The organism is Salimicrobium album, from assembly GCF_900107115.1.
Lineage (GTDB): Bacteria > Bacillota > Bacilli > Bacillales > Halobacillaceae > Salimicrobium > Salimicrobium album.
In genome coordinates this window covers 291,607-308,412 of record NZ_FNOS01000001.1, presented here as the reverse complement: position 1 = coordinate 308,412, position 16,806 = coordinate 291,607, and the positions used below count along the sequence as shown (strand labels likewise).

Sequence of the window (16,806 nt, the reverse complement as noted above, 5' to 3'; positions counted from 1 at the left end):
CAGGAGGAATATTTGTGGATATACCGTATATTAAATGTCATGGTTCGGACAACGATTTTATTATGATAGATGAAAGGAAATTAGAAGAAAGTTTAACAGATGAGGACAGAAAGGAAGTGGCTCTCCTTCTCAGTGACCGGCTTGAAGGCATCGGTTCGGATGGTATCCTCTATGTACTTTCAAGCAGTAAGGCTGAAGCGTGTATGCGTATGTTCAACTCGGATGGCAGTGAAGCGGAGATGTGCGGAAACGGTCTCCGTTGTGTAGCCCGTTATATTACAGAGGAAACCGGAAAAGAGAAAGTGCATATAGAAACGGCGAAAGCTGTACTCCCGGTAGAGCGGGTGAGTGACATTTATGAAGGGATAGCGACTTTCTCCGTCGCAATTGAACCTGTTTCATTTTCTGCGTCTTCCCTCCCAATGGAAACGGAGTCGGAACAGGTCGTGGACACTGTCCTCCGTGACCTGACAGAAGATCAGACGTTCACCGCCCTTAGTGTACCAAATCCTCATATAGTATCTGTGGTTACGGAGCTGGATGAAGAAGTTCTTGAAAACATCGGAAAAAAAGCGAATAATTCGCCTCACCTGTTTCCGAATGGTGTAAACGTCAGTTTTGTTAGAAAAATTGATGACAACAAAATCTTTGTACAGACTTACGAACGCGGGGTGGGACTCACGAATGCCTGCGGTACGGCCATGTCAGCTTCGAGCATCGTTTCGGTCATAGTTGCAGGAAATAATCCTGACCTCCCTGTTACGGTTATGAACAAAGGCGGAATGGTTCAATGTATCGTGCATGATAATGAGGAATACAAAGTGGAGCTTCAGGGTAATGCTACTTATGTATACGAAGCGGAAGTAAGGGTGGATATCTCTACTCAGTCTTTTGAAGAAGCTCCGCATCATGTACACACGGAAGAAAATGAGCGATATAGTGAGCTGAGAGAGTTCGCTAAGACAGAAGGAGGACTGTAAGCATGCTTGAAACGATTTCTGTAACTACCTCTTCCCACAGTGAAATGGTGGACATCACGGAGCAGATAGAAGAGCAATTACAAAAAAGCAATCTCCGGAACGGTATAGTGATTGTTCAATCCATGCATACGACAGCCGGTATTACCGTAAATGAAAATGCAGATCCGGATGTCAAAAAAGATATGCTGATGCGCCTGGATGAAGTGTATCCATGGACGCACCGTAAAGATCTGCACGCAGAGGGCAATACTGCTTCTCATTTAAAAACAAGTACCCTCGACCACTCCCAGACGTTACTCGTAGACGACGGAAAACTTGTGCTCGGTACCTGGCAGGGAGTCTATTTCTGCGAATTCGACGGCCCAAGGTCCAGGAAAGTAGCCATCAAAATAATGGAAGGCTGAACAACGGGCGAAATAACGCAGGAGTTGTCAGCGAATCATATTAAAGGAAACCCCCGGATACCAGTATCCGGGGGTTTTTGCAGTGCCTATTTATTAGTCACGAATTGTTCACTTTCTGTTGATCCGGCCAAAGCTGTAGTGGAAGACGTCCCTCCGGAAATTGCCATCGACACTTCATCGAAGTAACCGGTTCCGACCTCCCGCTGGTGTCTTGTAGCTGTATAACCATTTTCTTCCGAAGCGAATTCAGCCTGTTGCAGTTCGGAGTAGGCACCCATCCCCTCGGTTTTATATTTGCGGGCCAGTTCGAACATGCTGTGGTTCAATGCATGGAACCCTGCTAGAGTGACGAACTGGAATTTGTATCCCATTTTACCGAGCTCCACCTGGAATTTACCGATCGTTTCCTGGTCAAGCTTTTTCTCCCAGTTAAACGATGGGGAACAGTTGTAAGCCAGCATTTTGCCCGGGTACTTCTCGTGTATAGCGTCTGCGAATTTTTGTGCTTCTTCCAGGTTAGGTTCCGAAGTCTCACACCAGATCAAGTCTGCGTAAGGAGCGTAAGCGAGCCCGCGGGAAATGGCCTGGTCGATTCCCGGAGTGGTACGATAAAATCCGTCGGCTGTTCTCTCTCCTGTAATGAATTCATGGTCGTACGGATCGGCATCGCTCGTAATCAGGTTGGCAGCGTTGGCGTCTGTTCTTGCTATGATGACGGTCGGGACGTCCATAACGTCAGCAGCCAGTCGAGCAGAAATGAGATGTTTTACAGCGGTCTGAGTAGGCTGAAGAACTTTCCCGCCCAGGTGACCACATTTCTTTTCGGAGGCGAGCTGATCTTCGAGATGCACACCGGCAGCTCCGGCTTCAATCATGCCTTTAGTCAGTTCAAATACGTTCAGCGGGCCACCGAACCCGGCTTCCATATCCGCTACAATCGGAGCGAACCAGTTTTTATCGCCTTTTCCTTCCGCGTGTTCCACCTGATCGGCGCGTTGAAATGTCTGGTTAATTCTTCTCACAACCTGCGGTACACTGTTAGCAGGATAAAGACTTTGATCGGGATACATTTGACCGGAAAGGTTGGCGTCGGCAGCTACCTGCCAGCCACTCAGATAAATAGCTTCGAGACCGGCTTTAACTTGCTGCATAGCCTGGTTACCGGTTAAAGCCCCGAGTGCGGCTACGTAGTCACGTTTATGTAGCAAATTCCAAAGGCGGTCAGCGCCCATGCGAGCCAGCGTCTGTTCTACTACGACAGAACCGCGAAGTTTCAATACTTCTTCTGCACTGTAAGGACGTTCCACTCCCTGAAAACGTTCGCTTGCCCATTGATTTTCCAACTGTCTGATCTGTTCTTCTCTGTTCATTTAAAATCTCTCCTTTAATATATAATTAGTATTGTTATACAACAGAAAAACTAATATGGGGGAGGGCGTCGAACCCGGAGCCCTCCTTTACTCAGGCTGAATTCAGGAGTTTCCGTCTGCGTTGGTGCAGCATTCAACTGCTTCTTTATGACTGCTGTGATCGACACCGCATCTGTGGCACGAATTAGTGAAGGTCTGGTATTTTTCCATTTTTTATCTCCTCCTTATACAGTTTTGGTAAATTGGCTGGCTTTAAATTGAAGGCGGTGTCTGTGAAGAATCGGTTCAGTGTAACCGTTTGGCTGATCTGTACCGAGAAACACAAGGTCGGAAGCGGCTTGAAAAGCGATAGATTGTTCAAAATCCGGGCTCATTTTCCTGTAATTCGGATCGCCCTCGTTTTGTCTGTCGACCACTTCTGCCATTTGTTTCATTATCTGTTTTACCTCCTCTTCAGAGACTACACCGTGTCTGATCCAGTTCGCTATGTGCTGACTCGAAATGCGCAATGTTGCACGATCTTCCATAAGGCCGGTGTCATGGATATCAGGTACAGTTGAACAGCCGATACCCTGTTCCACCCAGCGCACGACATATCCGAGAATCCCCTGAGCATTATTTCTGACTTCATTCAGTACAACTTCTTTATCTTCCGGGGGAGTAGCCACCGGGATAGTAAGCATCATTTCGGAAGGGTCATCCCTCGGGATATCATTCTGAATATCAGGGACGTATGCTTCATGATAATGCATCGCATGAATGGTGGCTGCAGTCGGGGACGGCACCCATGCTGTATTTCCTCCTGCTTTCAGGTGGTTGATTTTTTCTGCAAGCATAGCTTTCATCTCTGCGGGTTTAGCCCACATCCCTTTACCTATTTGAGCGTTTTTGATGAACCCTGCTCTTATACCGGTACGTACGTTGGCTGCTTCGTAAGCGCTGAGCCATTCACTTCCTTTCATTTCTCCTTTAGGAATCATAGGTCCTTTTTCCATGGACGTATGGATTTCATCCCCCGTACGATCCAGGAAGCCGGTATTGATGAACACCACCCGGTTGCGCACTTCAAAAATACAGTTGTGAAGATTCAGGGAAGTTCTTCGTTCCTCGTCCATTACCCCGACTTTCAGGGTATACCTCGGTAATTGCAGAACATCTTCTATTTTATTGAACAGGTTATTGGTAAAAGCCGTTTCTTCCGATCCGTGCATTTTCGGTTTGACGATGTAAATAGAACCTTCCGTTGAATTTTGTCTCAGGTTCAGGTCGTGCATACCGATCAGGCTGGTGAAGAAACCGTCGAGCAGGCCCTCATACACCGGATTGTTGTTATTGTCGATAACTGCCGGGTTTGTCATTAAGTGACCTACGTTTCTGACAAGCATAAGTGCTCTGCCTTTCAAGTGAAGCTCTTCGTCCTCCGCAGTGCGATATTTCCGATCTTTATGAAGAGAGCGTTTAATGGTTTCTCCTTTTTTATCGAACGTGGTCGTAAGGTCTCCTTTAAGCAGCCCGAGCCAGTTACGATAAGCTTTGATTTTATCTTCGGCATCGACGCATGCGACGGAGTCCTCGCAGTCCATAATACTTGTGATGGCGGATTCCAGTTGGATATCCTTAATTCCTGCATCGTCTATCTGCCCGACCGGGTGATTACGATCGAACTGCAGTTCAACGTGAAGGTCGTTATGTTTAAGCAGTATTGCCTGCGGTTTGCGGCAGTCCCCCTGACAGCCAAGGAAGGAAGAAGGGTTTTTAAGTTTCTTTCGGGAACGGTCAGTAAGTTCCACACACAATTCCCCGTTCACTACCGCATATCTCACTGCGTCCTGGTGACTTCCTTCTGCCAGAGGGAACCACTCGTCCAGTCGAATCCGTCCCTGTCTGATTACTTCTTTACCTCTCTCGGGATTGTAGGAAGAACCTTTTTCGATACCGGGTTCTTCAGCGATCAGATCTGTACCGTAATAAGCGTCATACATACTGCCCCAGCGTGCGTTAGCTGCATTGAGGGAATATCTTTCGTTTGTCAGTGGCACGACGAGCTGGGGACCGGCCTGTTCCTTCATTTCAGAATCTACGTTGGTTGTGCTGATTTTGAAGTCGGGTTTTTTCTCTTCCAGATAACCGATGGACTTTAAAAAAGAAAGATAATCTTCATTGGAAGCTGATTTGTGGTATTCATCGATTTTCTGTTGTAATTGGTTTCTGGTCTGCAAAAGTCTGCTGTTTTCAGAGCTGAATTCATCAAGAATTTTTGTGAGCCCTCCCCACACTTCCTTCGAAGAGAGGGGGAGACCGGGTAACACTTCCTGTTCAATAAACTGATATAATACAGTGTCGACTTGATAAGTACCGATGGATTGATAGTTTCCCAAAGAATAAGCCTCCTTACTGTTATGTATAATGCTCTTCTGTTTCATAACAGTTTTATTTCTTAATTTGTATTATATAACAACAGGAAAGTAAGTCAATACATTTTGTTAAAAATTTAGAAAATTATTTTTAATTGAAAAGTCGGCGGTACAGAAATTTAATATTTTATGATTAATTTGTACGTATTAGGGGTAATAATGATTGGAAACCTACATATGAAGGAGTGGATGTAACAATGGCCGAAGAAGCTAAAAAGAATTGGCATATGGTGTTATTGCTGGATAGTCGACGTGAAGTGAAACATGAACTGGAAATCAGTGAGGAAATGACCAAACGGGAAGCTACTGAATTTATAACCAAGCAGCTGGAACGTGACAGATGGTGGTTTCTCGAAAGTGGCGTCGCCGTTTATACGAATTCGGTGGAGGCATTCTACCTGGAAGGTCAGGCTGCAGTGACACAGTTTAATATTAAATGACAAACTTAAAACATGCACGAGATCTACCCCCCGGATGTCCAGTATATCCGGGGACATTAATGTTCGGGAGTAAAGAAATAGTATTTCTATAATAGACAGGGAGGATGGAAGGGATGAATCAGAACGTAATGGAGGGTGCAGAAGCTGTTTTTAACGAAGGGAATGAAATAGGAATCGTAGTATTACATGGCTTTACCGGAACAGTTCAGAGCATGAAGCCTCTTGTGGATGCCTATACAGCACATGGGTATACGGTGGCATGTCCGAGACTTAAGGGGCATGGAACCACTCCTTATGATATGGAAGAATCCACTGCAGAAGACTGGATTCGCTCGGCAGAAGAGGCTTTTGAATGGGTTAAGAACCGATGTGACTGTGTATTCGTCACCGGCTTGTCTCTTGGGGGAACATTAAGTCTTTATCTGGCTTCTACGAGAGAGGTGGATGGAGTCGCGGTTATCAATCCGGCTATCGATGTACCTGACATGAGCAGCTTGGCGGATTCTGAATCCCGTTTCATTGATGCAATAGGTTCTGATATCAAAAAAGAAGGAGCTACTGAACTCGCCTATGACAAAACACCCGTCCGTTCCCTTAACCATCTGACCAACATCATGGCTAAAGTACACGAGCAGTTAAGCGAAGTGTCGGCTCCTCTTTTAGTTTTCGCTTCCGAAGAAGATCACGTAGTTCCTCCGGAGAACAGTCAGACGATATTCGACATGGTTTTTTCGGAAGGAAAAGAACTGGTTCCTCTGGAAGACAGTTACCACGTGGCAACTCTTGATAATGACCAGGAATTGATCATCGAAAGAACTCTGGAGTTTTTTGAAAAGTATTTCAATGCCAAGGAAAATTGAATTTGTACTTTTCTGATCATTACGTTATGATAGAAAGTAACAAAACACGGAGAATAGAGCCTTCAAGGGGAGCCTAACGGCTGAGAGTGGACGCAAGTTCAGACCCTTCGAACCTGTCAGTTAGCACTGGCGCAGGAATGGTGGCTTTTTTGATGAGCAATGCTTAAAAGGTGGGAGCCTTCATCAGAAAGCTTCCCTTTGAGGCATTGCTTCTTTTGTGTATTCAGAAAGGGGATATACAATGCAACAACAGCGCGTACTTTTTCTTGTGGAAGGTGCAATATTTGCAGCAATTGCTCTATTGCTTGATATTCTTCCTTTTTTATCCATTAAGCTTTGGTTTCAGGGAGGATCCATCTCATTCGCTATGATACCGGTTATTCTGATGGCCTTCCGTTGGGGCGTCTCGGGTGGTATGATCACAGGATTACTGTTCGGTTTCTTTCAGTTTTTTACGGGCGCATTTATCGTACACCCCGTCCAGGCTTTTCTCGACTACGTTGTAGCTTTCGCCATTATCGGGGTCGCAGGAGTGGTGTCTTCCCAACTGAAAGCAAGCGCGAAGAACAACAACGTAAAATTCGTTCTTGTGTATGTGATTATCGGAACATTCATCGGGAGTGCCTTGCGCTTCCTTACTCATTTCGGGGCGGGGATGATATTTTTCGGCTACCTGGCAGAAGGTCAGCCGGTATGGATTTATTCTCTGCTTTATAACGGCGGGTATATGCTCCCTTCCTTTATAGCGAGTGCCGTCGTAATCAGTCTGTTAATGTCCAGGCGGCATAAATTGTTATTGCGATTATAAGATTTCCGGTCCTGATACGTTCGGGACCGGAATTTTTTGGCTATGTATTAAATGATTTGTGTCAGTTGAAATATGAAAAGATGAACCACCCGATCATAAGCATCTGAATTATAAACTTGGCTGCAGTTCCACTGAGAAAACCGATAAGCGTTCCGACAGCTGCGCGGAAGGCGAAACGGGTATTTTTTTCGATGCCCAGTTCGATAACGAAAACCAGAACAAAAGGAACAATCAGTATTCCGAAAGGAGGTATGATGAACGAACCGGCGATTACACCTGCGACTGCTCCGGCTTCGCCCCATTTGCTTCCCCCGTATTTCTTGACGGAAATACTGTTTGCTACCATATCAGATACGATGAGTAAAACCGTAAGAATTATTGCACCCGCCCAGAACCAGACGGATAGCCGACCGTCCAGCCAGATACTCAGGAGGAAACCGGCCCATAATACGAGTGGCCCGGGAATGATGGGGAAAATGAGACTTGCAAAGCTGCTGAGAAACAATACAATAATAAGCGACCATAGAACAAACTCCATAAATGCGCCTCCTTTTGACTATCATTGTACTCTTCAAAGGTGCCAGGGTCCAAAATATTCTGTTCTTTTGTAAGAACACTGACTATAATGTAGTAAAAGGGGGAAGAAAAAAGTGAAAAAAACGGGTTGGAAGAGAGTATTGACTCGAGCAGCCGTCATTGCAGGTGTGTTAATTCTGGCGGCAGCTCTGTTTATTATAGTGTTTATCCAGCGAACGCTTCCTGATACGGAAGGCGAACTTAAATTGGAAGCGCTATCTTCCGAAGTTACTGTTCTGAGGGACGAGGAAGGGGTGCCTCACATAGAAGCGGATTCCGTCGAAGATTTATATATGGCTCAAGGATACGTACAGGCTCAGGACCGCCTGCTGCAAATGGAACTTTCCCGTCGTCAGGCTTCCGGCGAACTGAGTGAGCTGATCGGGTCCTCTACGGTGGAACAGGACAAGTTTTTTCGAGCGCTCGGATTAAGGAGAGCGGCCGAAGCATCTTTAAAAGAATATTCCAAAGAAGGAAAGGCGGCTCTGGAGGCATTCGCTTCGGGAGTGAATGCATACATTGATAAAGCGGATGCCGAAAACCGGCTGCCCCCGGCATTTACACTTCTGCAGGCGAAACCTGAGAAGTGGACACCGGTGGATTCTCTGACAATAGGAAAATTTATGGCACATGACCTTGGAGGGCACTGGGAACGCCAGGCTTTTCAGTATTACGCGATGAATAATTTTTCTGAAGAGAAGGCCTCCGAAGTGATGGCCCATTACCCGGAGAATAAACCGGCTGTGCTCGATGATGTAAATCTTGATATAGCGGGAGACTTTACTGAAGCGGTCATGCCTAACCCTTTTAATGGCAGCAACAACTGGGTGGTAAGCGGAGAGAGAACGGAGTCCGGGAAACCTCTGCTTGCTGATGATCCTCACCTCGGAATCGCCAGTCCTTCGATCTGGTATCAGATGAAACTGAGTGCTCCTTCCCACAACGTGAGCGGTGTTATTTTTGCAGGGGTACCGGGAATCATTCTCGGTCATAATGATGACGTAGCCTGGGGCGTGACAAACGTCGGTCCTGATGTGCAACAGCTGTACGTCGAGAAAAGAAATCCGGAAAACCGTGAACAATTTCTGTTCGAAGGAAAGTGGGAGGATGCTGTGGTGCATCAGGAACCGATAAAAGTAAGTGGCGGGGAAACGATAGAATATGAAGTGGTCGAAACGAGAAACGGGCCGATCATTAATGAATTCGCAGAAGGAGCCGGGGAGGGGGAAGCTTTATCCATGCGCTGGACGGCACATGACCCCTCAAAAGAACTGGAAGCCATACTCAACATTAATCAGGCTTCGAACTGGGAAGAATTTGAAAAAGGACTCGAAGACTTTCATACTCCTGCTCAGAACTTTGTGTTCGCTTCAAGTAACGGTACTATAGCATATAAGGCGAATGGAAAGATCCCTGTTTACGATAACCCGGACGATGCCGGCCTTCCTTTAAGGGGATGGAAAGAAGAGGATCAGTGGAAAGGTTTCATTCCTTTCGATGAATTACCGACAGTTGTCAATCCGGACAGGGGATGGATCGCTACAGCGAACAATAAAATCACGACAGAAGAGTACCCTTACCATATTACGAATAATTGGGCGCAGCCTTACAGATATGAACGGATAGCTGAAATGCTGGAGGAAGATGACGCCGTAACTGTGGAGGATGTGAAGAAAATGCAGATGGATGTTAAAAATCTGCAGGCTGAGGAATTTGTTCCATTCTTCGTGGAAGAAATGAATGAGAATAATCTGAGGGCGGAAGAAGAGGAAGCTCTGGAATTGCTTAAGGAATGGAACTATGAGGATAACAAAGAAGCTCCACAGCCCTTGCTTTTCCATCACTGGTTAAATGAAATAGAGGATCGTCTTTACGCAAGTATTCCTGATGATATCGATTCGTTATTTCACGGGAAAGCACAGACGACGGACGAAATTTTCCGTATGGAAAGAGAAGGAAAAGAATCCGCATGGATGGAGGAAGCAGGTGGAAGCGGGGAAGTGATTACGCAGGCCTTCCGGGACTCATTCAATAAGCTTCAGGAGGATTACGGGAAGAATCCGGAGGAGTGGGCGTGGGGAGATTATCACCAGGTGGAATTCACACACCCTCTTTCAAATATAGCTTTCCTTGATAAGTTTTATAACCGGAAAGAACCGTTGCCCGTGAGTGGCAGCCGGGTTACGGTGAGAGCGGCAGGATATAATGGCAACGGGAAAGTGGATCACGGAGCTTCCTGGCGCTTTATCCTTGATACGGACGAAATGGATAAAGGCTATCACATAGTAGGGCCCGGACAGTCGGAGCGTTTTAACAGTAAATGGTATCACAATCAATATAGTGACTGGGTGGATGGAGACTATCATGGTACACTACTGGACGAAGACGAGGGAGAGAAGCTGATACTTTCGCCTGAATAAAAATCAGGCGGCAAAACGTTCCTGTCATATCAAAACCCCCGGACATAGAAATGTCCGGGGTTTTGAAGTGCATTATTTTTTCAGTTGTTCTATAACTCTGGATAAATCATCATGAATATGGTAATCGAACATATAGTCCATCGACGTAGGATGATTATTGATCAGCACTTTGGGACCGGTTGCTGCCAGAGGAAGCATATTGAAAGGCATGACGCTAAGGGACGTACCGAGAACGAGAAGCATATCCGCCTGTTTGACCATCGTTTCAGCTTTTTCGTGTGAATGGATCATATCTCCGAATAGAACGACATCCGGTTTCAGCACGGTTCCGCACGTGCAAACGGGCACATCTTCAGCCAGTACCTTTTCGAAAGAATACGTCGTATGGCAGTCCGGACAGGTAGCTGTTTTCAGAGTACCGTGGTATTCCGTAACATTTTCGTTTCCCGCTTCTGCATGCAGACCATCCACGTTTTGAGTAATGATATTTACTTCTCTGCCTTCCTCTTCAAGGCTTTTCAGGTAATGATGAACCTGGTTCGGGCCGTAATTCTGAAGCAGTTTCAGTCGGAATATCGACTTGTAAAATTGCCAGAACCGTTCCGGATTTTCGTAAAAATAGTCTGCAGACATAAGCTCTTCTCTGGATTTGTCTTCCGTCCACAGTCCTTCACTCGAACGGAAGTCAGGGATACCGCTTGCTGTCGATACCCCCGCGCCTGTTAATACGGCAATACTATCGGAATTGTTGATAAGAGACTTTATTTGCTGGATCATACTCTCACCCTTTATCGTTTGTTGAATCCCTTACTTTTTAAAAAGTCTGTGACATCCATGCGGACCGGTTTCTTAAATCTGCGCTGCATCTGAAGAGTCCATGTGTCACGACGTTGATTGGAGGACCTCGATGCATAGTAATCACTGATATTCTGATTAAACTCTTCAATAATATCTTTATGCTCTTTGTATTCATTTTCAAAATACACAGCTTCCATTGGTAGTCTCGGTTTCTTCTCTGGCTGTTCGGCCGGAACACCGACAGCGATGCCGAACAGCGGAGCGACGCGACCGGGCAGGTTAAGGATTTCATCAGTTTTTGTAATATTGTTTCTCAGACTTCCGAGGTAACACATTCCAAGCCCCATTGATTCTGCGGCTATAGCCATGTTTTGAGCGGCAAGGGCGGCATCAATAGCGGCAGTCATGAGATGTTCGGTATTTTCCAGATTTTTTTCAACATCGTCCCTGACTTCTTCATCCATTCCATAAGTGATCCTTCTGTAATCCGCACACATGATGAACAGATGTCCATTATTTGTTACATGCGGGTGCCCGGATATCTCCTTTAAAGCCTGTTTTTTGTTTTCATCGGTCACCCCGATGATGGAGTACGCCATCATATAGCTTGAGGTGGAAGCCTGCTGGGCGGATTCGATAAGTGTCCGTATAGTTTTATCTTCCAGGGGAGTATCTTCGAACGAACGTATAGAGCGGTGATTCAAAATTGTTTCTATTGTTGAATTCATTTAAAAAAACCTCCTATTGTGCAAATCTTCTCTTTAAAAGTTTAGCATAAAGAGAAAACGATTCGCACGAATAGAAGGTCGGTGGCCGAAGAGGAGGCGGCCGGCTGGAAGAATTACATAGAGGTCAGATTAGTGTATGCGACTGAAAAGTCTTGCGGCTTTTTTGTTTTTCCACTGTATAGTACTCATGTAAATTTGAATCAGACCCAGACCAAGAATGAGTGGTCCAATTGAATATGCAAAAAAAGGACTGATAAACAGATGAAGAAGTCCAAGCGTAAATTGACGTCCGGTCACTCCATCTTTATAAGACTGATAAGACATGTAACTTGTTCCCAGAAACACAAGGAAAAGTATCCACTTTATCAGCTCATTGGCAAATAGAATCGACATTGGCAAACCTCCTTTATAAGATTGTATTCTTTAAATAATAACACAGATAAGAATAATGTCAAGGGCGACAGAAGGATAGACGTTACCGGTTATTTATTCTATAATCGGTTAGGGTACGTAATAGTAAAGGAAAGGGGTATAAACATGACAAAAACTTTAATTTTTGGACATAAAAGTCCTGATACGGATACGATCTGTTCAGCTATCGTATATGCCGATTTGAAAAAGAAACTCGGGATCGACGTGGAGCCGGTTCGTCTCGGAGAAGTGAACGGGGAAACGGAATATGCGTTGAATTATTTCAATCAGGAAGCTCCGCGTCTTGTGAAAACAGTAGCGGACGAAACGGATGAAGTCATTCTTGTGGATCACAACGAGTTTCAACAAAGTGCGGATGATATCGATCAAGTCGAGATCAAAGAAGTCATCGATCACCATCGTATAGCTAACTTCGAAACGAAAAGTCCGCTTTATTACCGTGCAGAGCCTGTCGGCTGTACAGCAACAATCTTGAACAAACTGTATAAAGAAAACGATGTGGAGGTCTCGGACACGATGGCCGGACTTATGGCTTCTTCCATTATATCCGATTCGCTTCTTTTTAAATCACCGACCTGTACGGATGAAGATGAGAAAGCTGCCAGGGAACTTGCAGAGAAAGCAGACATCAATCTTGAAGAGTATGGACTTGAAATGCTGAAAGCGGGAACAGATATCAGTGATAAGTCCGCGGAAGAACTCATCTCCCTGGATGCAAAAGCATTCGATATGGGTGAAAAAAATGTAAGGATAGCTCAGGTGAATACGGTAGATACTTCGGATGTGTTGACGCGGAAAACAGAGCTTGAAAACGCTATGCAAAAAGAAGTAGACGAGAACAATTATGATCTCTTTGTTTTACTGATTACCGATATCCTCGACAGTGACTCCACAGTACTTACAGTAGGAACGGAGAAAGAGTCAGTGGAGAAAGCTTTTGACGTTAAGCTCGAAGATGACCAGGCTGTACTGGAAGGTGTAGTTTCACGTAAAAAACAGGTCGTACCACCATTGAACAAAGTATTCGGCTGAACTGCTTTCATAAAAATGCTGCCCCGAAAGTCTGAACGGGCAGTATTTTTTTATCCGTTATGCATGTTTTCTTCGGGAAGATACCACTCTTCCCGCAATACGCCGAAGCGTACAGAATCGTAATAGGAATCACGGTAAAGATGGGCCTTTCTTATTCTGGCCTCTTCTTTCATTCCCAGTTTGGAAGCAAGCTGAAGCATCCGGTCGTTTTTGGACCAGGTTCTTATACCGATTCTTACGAGAGGCATGGCTCTAAACAGATAGTCGATCCACATGTTAAGGGCTCTGGTTCCTATCCCCTTTCCCCAGTACGCCGGATTGTAAATGCCGATCCCGACTTCAAGCCAATAGGACAGTTTTTCTTCCCAGTAATAGACGACGGTACCGACGATTTCACCGTTTGTCTCTATCACAAGTCTTGAGTCGACTTCATTTTCGGATAACCGCTGTTTCCGGGCATTTTCTCTGTTTGTGTAACTTTCCAATGTGTGAGGTTCCAGTGAGTAAAAAGGGGCTTCGTACTTTTTCCAGAGCGGTTCCTTTTCTCCGTGAATCAGCTGGTACAGGAGAGGAAGATCCTCGTCCCTGATGCTTCTGAGAGTGATGTCGTTTTTTTGTAAGTTGATTTCTCTGACCATAGTTATATTATACCTTCCTTTTTCATTTTTCATTAAGTATATCAGATTATGCAGGGGCTAATGTGGGAATATGAACAGGGACGAAAGAGGTGAAATTATGTTACATAGCTTAGTATACGAATCTCAAAGCGGACTGCAGACCGGTGAATACGTAAACCGGAAAACTGCATCTTACGAGTGGAAATGGGTGGACTTCGACAGTCCGGCCGAAGATGAGAAAAAAGTGCTTGAAAGTGATTTTTCCTTTCACCCTCTTGCGGTGGAAGACTGTTTCCAGGATCTGCAGCGCCCCAAACTGGACGGGTATGGGGATCACAATTTTTTTGTGTTGCATACGCTTGATCCCCATACACTTGAAAAAGGGGAGATCGACGTATTCTTAAAAGAGGGAGTGCTCGTCACCTATCATAAGAAGCCTTCGTCAGTTATCGAAAAAGTGAAGGAACAGGTAAAGCAAAGACCCGAGCGTTATGATGAAGCAGTTATACTTCACAAAATTCTTGATCAGGTGGTGGATGCCTACTTCCCAATCATTTATTCCATTGAGGATCAGATTAACGATCTCGAAGATAACACCAACGATTTATCGATGGAGGATATGCTGGAAGAACTGTTCGACCGGCGTTCGGAACTGCTCCGGATGCGTCAGACGATACATTCGATGAGAGACATGGTGTATCGTATGCTTTATACGCATGATCTCGAAAATGTATACGAACATAAGGAGTATTTCCGGGATATTTATGATCACTTACTGAAAGTTTCCGATATGATCGCCTCAAACCGCGAAATGACTCAGGATATAAGGGACAGTAATTTGTCTATGACATCGCACAGACAGAACAAAACAATGCAGTTTCTGACGGTGGTATCGATGATCTTCCTGCCGCTGACGTTTATAGCAGGTGTGTATGGAATGAACTTTGCCTATATGCCTGAGCTTCAATACCAGTACAGCTATTTCATCGTCTGGGCGTTAATGATTATTATGGCGTTTGCTATGATAGTGTTTTTCAGGAAAAAAGGATGGTTTGATTAAAAGCTTCCGGCAGGCGTATTTATGCAGCAGCCGGCTCTCAAGAAGAGAGTCGACTGCTATTTTCTTCTGCTCGCCTGTTCAGCCATTGTTTCACAAGAGACCCCGGGAAACAATGGGAGTATGCGGTTGTTCAGGCAGCGGTTCGTCTCTGTTTATAACGGAACAGGTAAAGGTTCGGAAGAATAGTTTTAAATTTGCTCATAAAGGGGAATAATGCTATATTAAACAGTAAAAATTCGGAGAGGAGGCGAGGGAAATGGTAACGTTAGAGAACATTTTTTCTCATTGGATAACAGAAAAATATCTTCAACGCTCAGGCATCTATCATGCGATAACGGTTGCTGAGACCGCTTTTTCTCTTGCACGTGAACGTGACCTTAACGAAGAAATTGCTGCGAAAGCTGCTCTTTTGCATGACATCGGTCATTACGAATGGTATACAGATGGAAAATGGAATTACGATGAATACCGTAAACACGATATACACGCAATCAAAGGTGCGGAACGGGCTCACAAACTTCTGATCCGGCTCGGGGAAGACCGGGAAACGGCCAAAGAAGTCTCCCTCTGTGTACTGCTTCATACGGACAGCTATCTTCCTTTCGCTCTCGGGTCACAGCGGTCTCCGTTGCAGAATGCGGTATGGGAAGCGGACACGCTGAATGAAGAGGAGCACGGACGCCATCATTACAGAAATATGGAGAGGAAAGAAGCTGTCCGCAGGCTGCAGAAGTTGGATGAACAGATTTTCCCAGTAGAAAACCCTCATGCAGGAAGCGTTTGAGAAACGTCGCCCGTACGGTTAAGCAGGGGAGAACCTCATAGTCGATTTTCGTTATAAAACAGGGTGTGCGCTTTAAGCGCGCACCTTTTTTCATGTATACTATAATTACTTATCAGAAAAATCCGAAAGGAGGAGTGTTATGCAGCTGCAGCAGTTTTACAGGGCGAAACAGCGGATCGATTCCCTGATAGAAAAAACCCGCTGTATATATTCGGACGCTCTGTCAAAAAAGACGGGAGCGAACGTATATCTCAAACTGGAGACGGAACAGCCTACGGGGGCATTTAAACTGAGAGGAGCTGCCAATAAAATAAAAGGGCTCACTGAGTTGGAGAAGGCAAAAGGGGTGGCCGCGTTTTCAACAGGCAACCACGGCATTGCTGTCGCCTATGTGGCACGGGAGGAAGGCATACCTGCGACTATATGTATCTCTGAAAGAGTCCCCGATGTAAAGAAGAAACGTCTGGAGGAGCTTGGCGCCCGGGTCGTCGTTACCGGCACAAGTCAGGACGAAGCTGAGAGATACTGTTATTCCCTTCCGGATGTGACAGTAGTCCCCCCGTTTGATGATGAAGCAGTAATTGCAGGGCAGGGGACGATCGGACTTGAAATAATAGAGCAGTGCCCTTCTGTGGATCACGTGTTAGTTCCTCTTTCCGGAGGAGGACTGATGTCGGGGGTGGGCACGTGCCTCAAAAAGATCAACGGAGCCATCAAGGTTACCGGTGTCTCCGTGGAAGGAGGTGCCGTCATGCATGAAAGTATCGAAAGGGGAGGTCCGGTTACACTTCCCGAAAAGGATACGCTTGCTGACAGCCTTCTCGGCGGGCTCGGGAAGGAGAATACGTTAACTTATGAAATGACGAAACAGGTGATGGATGAAAGCGTACTTGTCGGGGAGAGACAGATTGGAAATGGGATCAAATTCATGCTGGACAGACATAAAATGCTGATAGAAGGTGCGGCTGCTTCCGGGGTCGGATGGATACTGGAAGAGCGGCTGCCAAAGGGAGAGAATGTAGTCATTTTAATAACTGGGAATAATATCGGGGCGGAAATACTGAAACAACTGTAGAGGCCGGG

At 45.6% G+C, this 16,806-nt stretch carries 17 protein-coding genes and 1 riboswitch; of the genes, 10 read left to right on the top strand and 7 right to left on the bottom strand.

From position 1 onward, the window contains the following. The first annotated feature begins 14 nt into the window (after window positions 1-14). Together dapF and BLU03_RS01545 are read left to right on the top strand one after the other, a co-directional pair. Complete coding sequence (gene dapF, locus BLU03_RS01550) at window positions 15-980, top strand: diaminopimelate epimerase (RefSeq protein ID WP_093105076.1); 966 nt, start codon at window positions 15-17, stop codon at window positions 978-980. Between the two features lie 2 nt (window positions 981-982). Then, window positions 983-1,384: a secondary thiamine-phosphate synthase enzyme YjbQ gene (locus BLU03_RS01545; RefSeq protein WP_093105073.1), complete on the top strand. Its 402-nt coding sequence runs from the start codon at window positions 983-985 to the stop codon at window positions 1,382-1,384. A gap of 86 nt (window positions 1,385-1,470) precedes the next feature. Here the strand turns inward: BLU03_RS01545 and aceA are convergent, their stop codons facing one another. After that, the gene (aceA, locus tag BLU03_RS01540) at window positions 1,471-2,754 is read right to left on the bottom strand and encodes an isocitrate lyase (protein WP_008589556.1); all 1,284 of its coding nucleotides are present in this window, start codon (window positions 2,752-2,754) and stop codon (window positions 1,471-1,473) included. A 224-nt stretch (window positions 2,755-2,978) separates the two neighbouring features. Beyond that, on the bottom strand, window positions 2,979-5,132 hold the full coding sequence (locus BLU03_RS01535; protein ID WP_093105070.1) for a malate synthase G: 2,154 nt from the start codon (window positions 5,130-5,132) through the stop codon (window positions 2,979-2,981). A 233-nt stretch (window positions 5,133-5,365) separates the two neighbouring features. Between BLU03_RS01535 and BLU03_RS01530 the strand changes: the two genes are divergently transcribed. The 3 genes from BLU03_RS01530 (at window position 5,366) to thiT (ending at window position 7,276) form a co-directional block, all read left to right on the top strand. Then, window positions 5,366-5,608 (top strand): hypothetical protein, encoded by a 243-nt coding sequence (locus BLU03_RS01530; RefSeq protein ID WP_076569527.1) that lies wholly within the window; start codon window positions 5,366-5,368, stop codon window positions 5,606-5,608. 113 nt (window positions 5,609-5,721) lie between these two features. Further along, entirely contained in the window at window positions 5,722-6,468 is a 747-nt protein-coding gene (locus BLU03_RS01525) for an alpha/beta hydrolase (RefSeq protein ID WP_093105068.1), read from the top strand. Between the two features lie 55 nt (window positions 6,469-6,523). Beyond that, window positions 6,524-6,623: riboswitch (TPP riboswitch) on the top strand. A gap of 86 nt (window positions 6,624-6,709) precedes the next feature. Next, entirely contained in the window at window positions 6,710-7,276 is a 567-nt protein-coding gene (gene thiT, locus BLU03_RS01520) for an energy-coupled thiamine transporter ThiT (protein ID WP_076569531.1), read from the top strand. 61 nt (window positions 7,277-7,337) lie between these two features. On the opposite strand, the gene BLU03_RS01515 is transcribed toward thiT, so the two are convergent. Then, the gene (locus BLU03_RS01515; protein ID WP_076569532.1) at window positions 7,338-7,814 is read right to left on the bottom strand and encodes a DUF456 domain-containing protein; all 477 of its coding nucleotides are present in this window, start codon (window positions 7,812-7,814) and stop codon (window positions 7,338-7,340) included. Between the two features lie 112 nt (window positions 7,815-7,926). On the opposite strand from BLU03_RS01515, the gene BLU03_RS01510 reads away from it, so the two are divergent. After that, window positions 7,927-10,272, top strand: a complete 2,346-nt coding sequence (locus BLU03_RS01510) for a penicillin acylase family protein (protein ID WP_093105065.1) — start codon at window positions 7,927-7,929, stop codon at window positions 10,270-10,272. A gap of 72 nt (window positions 10,273-10,344) precedes the next feature. On the opposite strand, the gene BLU03_RS01505 is transcribed toward BLU03_RS01510, so the two are convergent. From BLU03_RS01505 to BLU03_RS01495, 3 genes are all read right to left on the bottom strand, one after another. Continuing rightward, a complete protein-coding gene (locus BLU03_RS01505) occupies window positions 10,345-11,049 on the bottom strand; it encodes an NAD-dependent protein deacylase (RefSeq protein WP_076569535.1) in 705 nt (234 codons plus the stop codon). 11 nt (window positions 11,050-11,060) lie between these two features. Then, on the bottom strand, window positions 11,061-11,798 hold the full coding sequence (gene nfsA, locus BLU03_RS01500) for an oxygen-insensitive NADPH nitroreductase (protein ID WP_093105063.1): 738 nt from the start codon (window positions 11,796-11,798) through the stop codon (window positions 11,061-11,063). 129 nt (window positions 11,799-11,927) lie between these two features. Beyond that, window positions 11,928-12,191: a hypothetical protein gene (locus tag BLU03_RS01495; RefSeq protein ID WP_008589575.1), complete on the bottom strand. Its 264-nt coding sequence runs from the start codon at window positions 12,189-12,191 to the stop codon at window positions 11,928-11,930. A gap of 144 nt (window positions 12,192-12,335) precedes the next feature. Here BLU03_RS01495 and BLU03_RS01490 point away from each other — a divergent pair, with 144 nt between their 5' ends. Then, window positions 12,336-13,262: a manganese-dependent inorganic pyrophosphatase gene (locus BLU03_RS01490; RefSeq protein WP_093105060.1), complete on the top strand. Its 927-nt coding sequence runs from the start codon at window positions 12,336-12,338 to the stop codon at window positions 13,260-13,262. A 50-nt stretch (window positions 13,263-13,312) separates the two neighbouring features. Here the strand turns inward: BLU03_RS01490 and BLU03_RS01485 are convergent, their stop codons facing one another. Beyond that, window positions 13,313-13,900 carry a GNAT family N-acetyltransferase gene (locus tag BLU03_RS01485; protein ID WP_076569541.1) on the bottom strand — a complete coding sequence of 196 codons (588 nt, stop codon included), beginning with the start codon at window positions 13,898-13,900 and terminating at the stop codon, window positions 13,313-13,315. A 97-nt stretch (window positions 13,901-13,997) separates the two neighbouring features. Between BLU03_RS01485 and corA the strand changes: the two genes are divergently transcribed. The 3 genes from corA (at window position 13,998) to BLU03_RS01470 (ending at window position 16,798) form a co-directional block, all read left to right on the top strand. After that, entirely contained in the window at window positions 13,998-14,939 is a 942-nt protein-coding gene (gene corA / locus BLU03_RS01480) for a magnesium/cobalt transporter CorA (RefSeq protein ID WP_245698660.1), read from the top strand. A gap of 256 nt (window positions 14,940-15,195) precedes the next feature. Beyond that, a complete protein-coding gene (locus BLU03_RS01475) occupies window positions 15,196-15,723 on the top strand; it encodes an HD domain-containing protein (protein WP_008589582.1) in 528 nt (175 codons plus the stop codon). Window positions 15,724-15,862: 139 nt separating this feature from the next. Then, window positions 15,863-16,798, top strand: a complete 936-nt coding sequence (locus BLU03_RS01470; protein ID WP_093105055.1) for a pyridoxal-phosphate dependent enzyme — start codon at window positions 15,863-15,865, stop codon at window positions 16,796-16,798. The last annotated feature ends 8 nt before the right edge of the window (window positions 16,799-16,806 follow it).

Excerpts from the sequence above, each read along its gene's own strand:
- BLU03_RS01545 (WP_093105073.1), top strand. The coding sequence starts at position 983 with ATGCTTGAAACGATTTCTGTAACTACCTCTTCCCACAGTGAAATGGTG.
- aceA (WP_008589556.1), bottom strand. The coding sequence starts at position 2,754 with ATGAACAGAGAAGAACAGATCAGACAGTTGGAAAATCAATGGGCAAGC.
- BLU03_RS01530 (WP_076569527.1), top strand. The coding sequence starts at position 5,366 with ATGGCCGAAGAAGCTAAAAAGAATTGGCATATGGTGTTATTGCTGGAT.
- BLU03_RS01525 (WP_093105068.1), top strand. The coding sequence starts at position 5,722 with ATGAATCAGAACGTAATGGAGGGTGCAGAAGCTGTTTTTAACGAAGGG.
- thiT (WP_076569531.1), top strand. The coding sequence starts at position 6,710 with ATGCAACAACAGCGCGTACTTTTTCTTGTGGAAGGTGCAATATTTGCA.
- BLU03_RS01515 (WP_076569532.1), bottom strand. The coding sequence starts at position 7,814 with ATGGAGTTTGTTCTATGGTCGCTTATTATTGTATTGTTTCTCAGCAGC.
- BLU03_RS01505 (WP_076569535.1), bottom strand. The coding sequence starts at position 11,049 with ATGATCCAGCAAATAAAGTCTCTTATCAACAATTCCGATAGTATTGCC.
- nfsA (WP_093105063.1), bottom strand. The coding sequence starts at position 11,798 with ATGAATTCAACAATAGAAACAATTTTGAATCACCGCTCTATACGTTCG.
- BLU03_RS01495 (WP_008589575.1), bottom strand. The coding sequence starts at position 12,191 with ATGTCGATTCTATTTGCCAATGAGCTGATAAAGTGGATACTTTTCCTT.
- BLU03_RS01490 (WP_093105060.1), top strand. The coding sequence starts at position 12,336 with ATGACAAAAACTTTAATTTTTGGACATAAAAGTCCTGATACGGATACG.
- BLU03_RS01485 (WP_076569541.1), bottom strand. The coding sequence starts at position 13,900 with ATGGTCAGAGAAATCAACTTACAAAAAAACGACATCACTCTCAGAAGC.
- corA (WP_245698660.1), top strand. The coding sequence starts at position 13,998 with ATGTTACATAGCTTAGTATACGAATCTCAAAGCGGACTGCAGACCGGT.
- BLU03_RS01475 (WP_008589582.1), top strand. The coding sequence starts at position 15,196 with ATGGTAACGTTAGAGAACATTTTTTCTCATTGGATAACAGAAAAATAT.
- BLU03_RS01470 (WP_093105055.1), top strand. The coding sequence starts at position 15,863 with ATGCAGCTGCAGCAGTTTTACAGGGCGAAACAGCGGATCGATTCCCTG.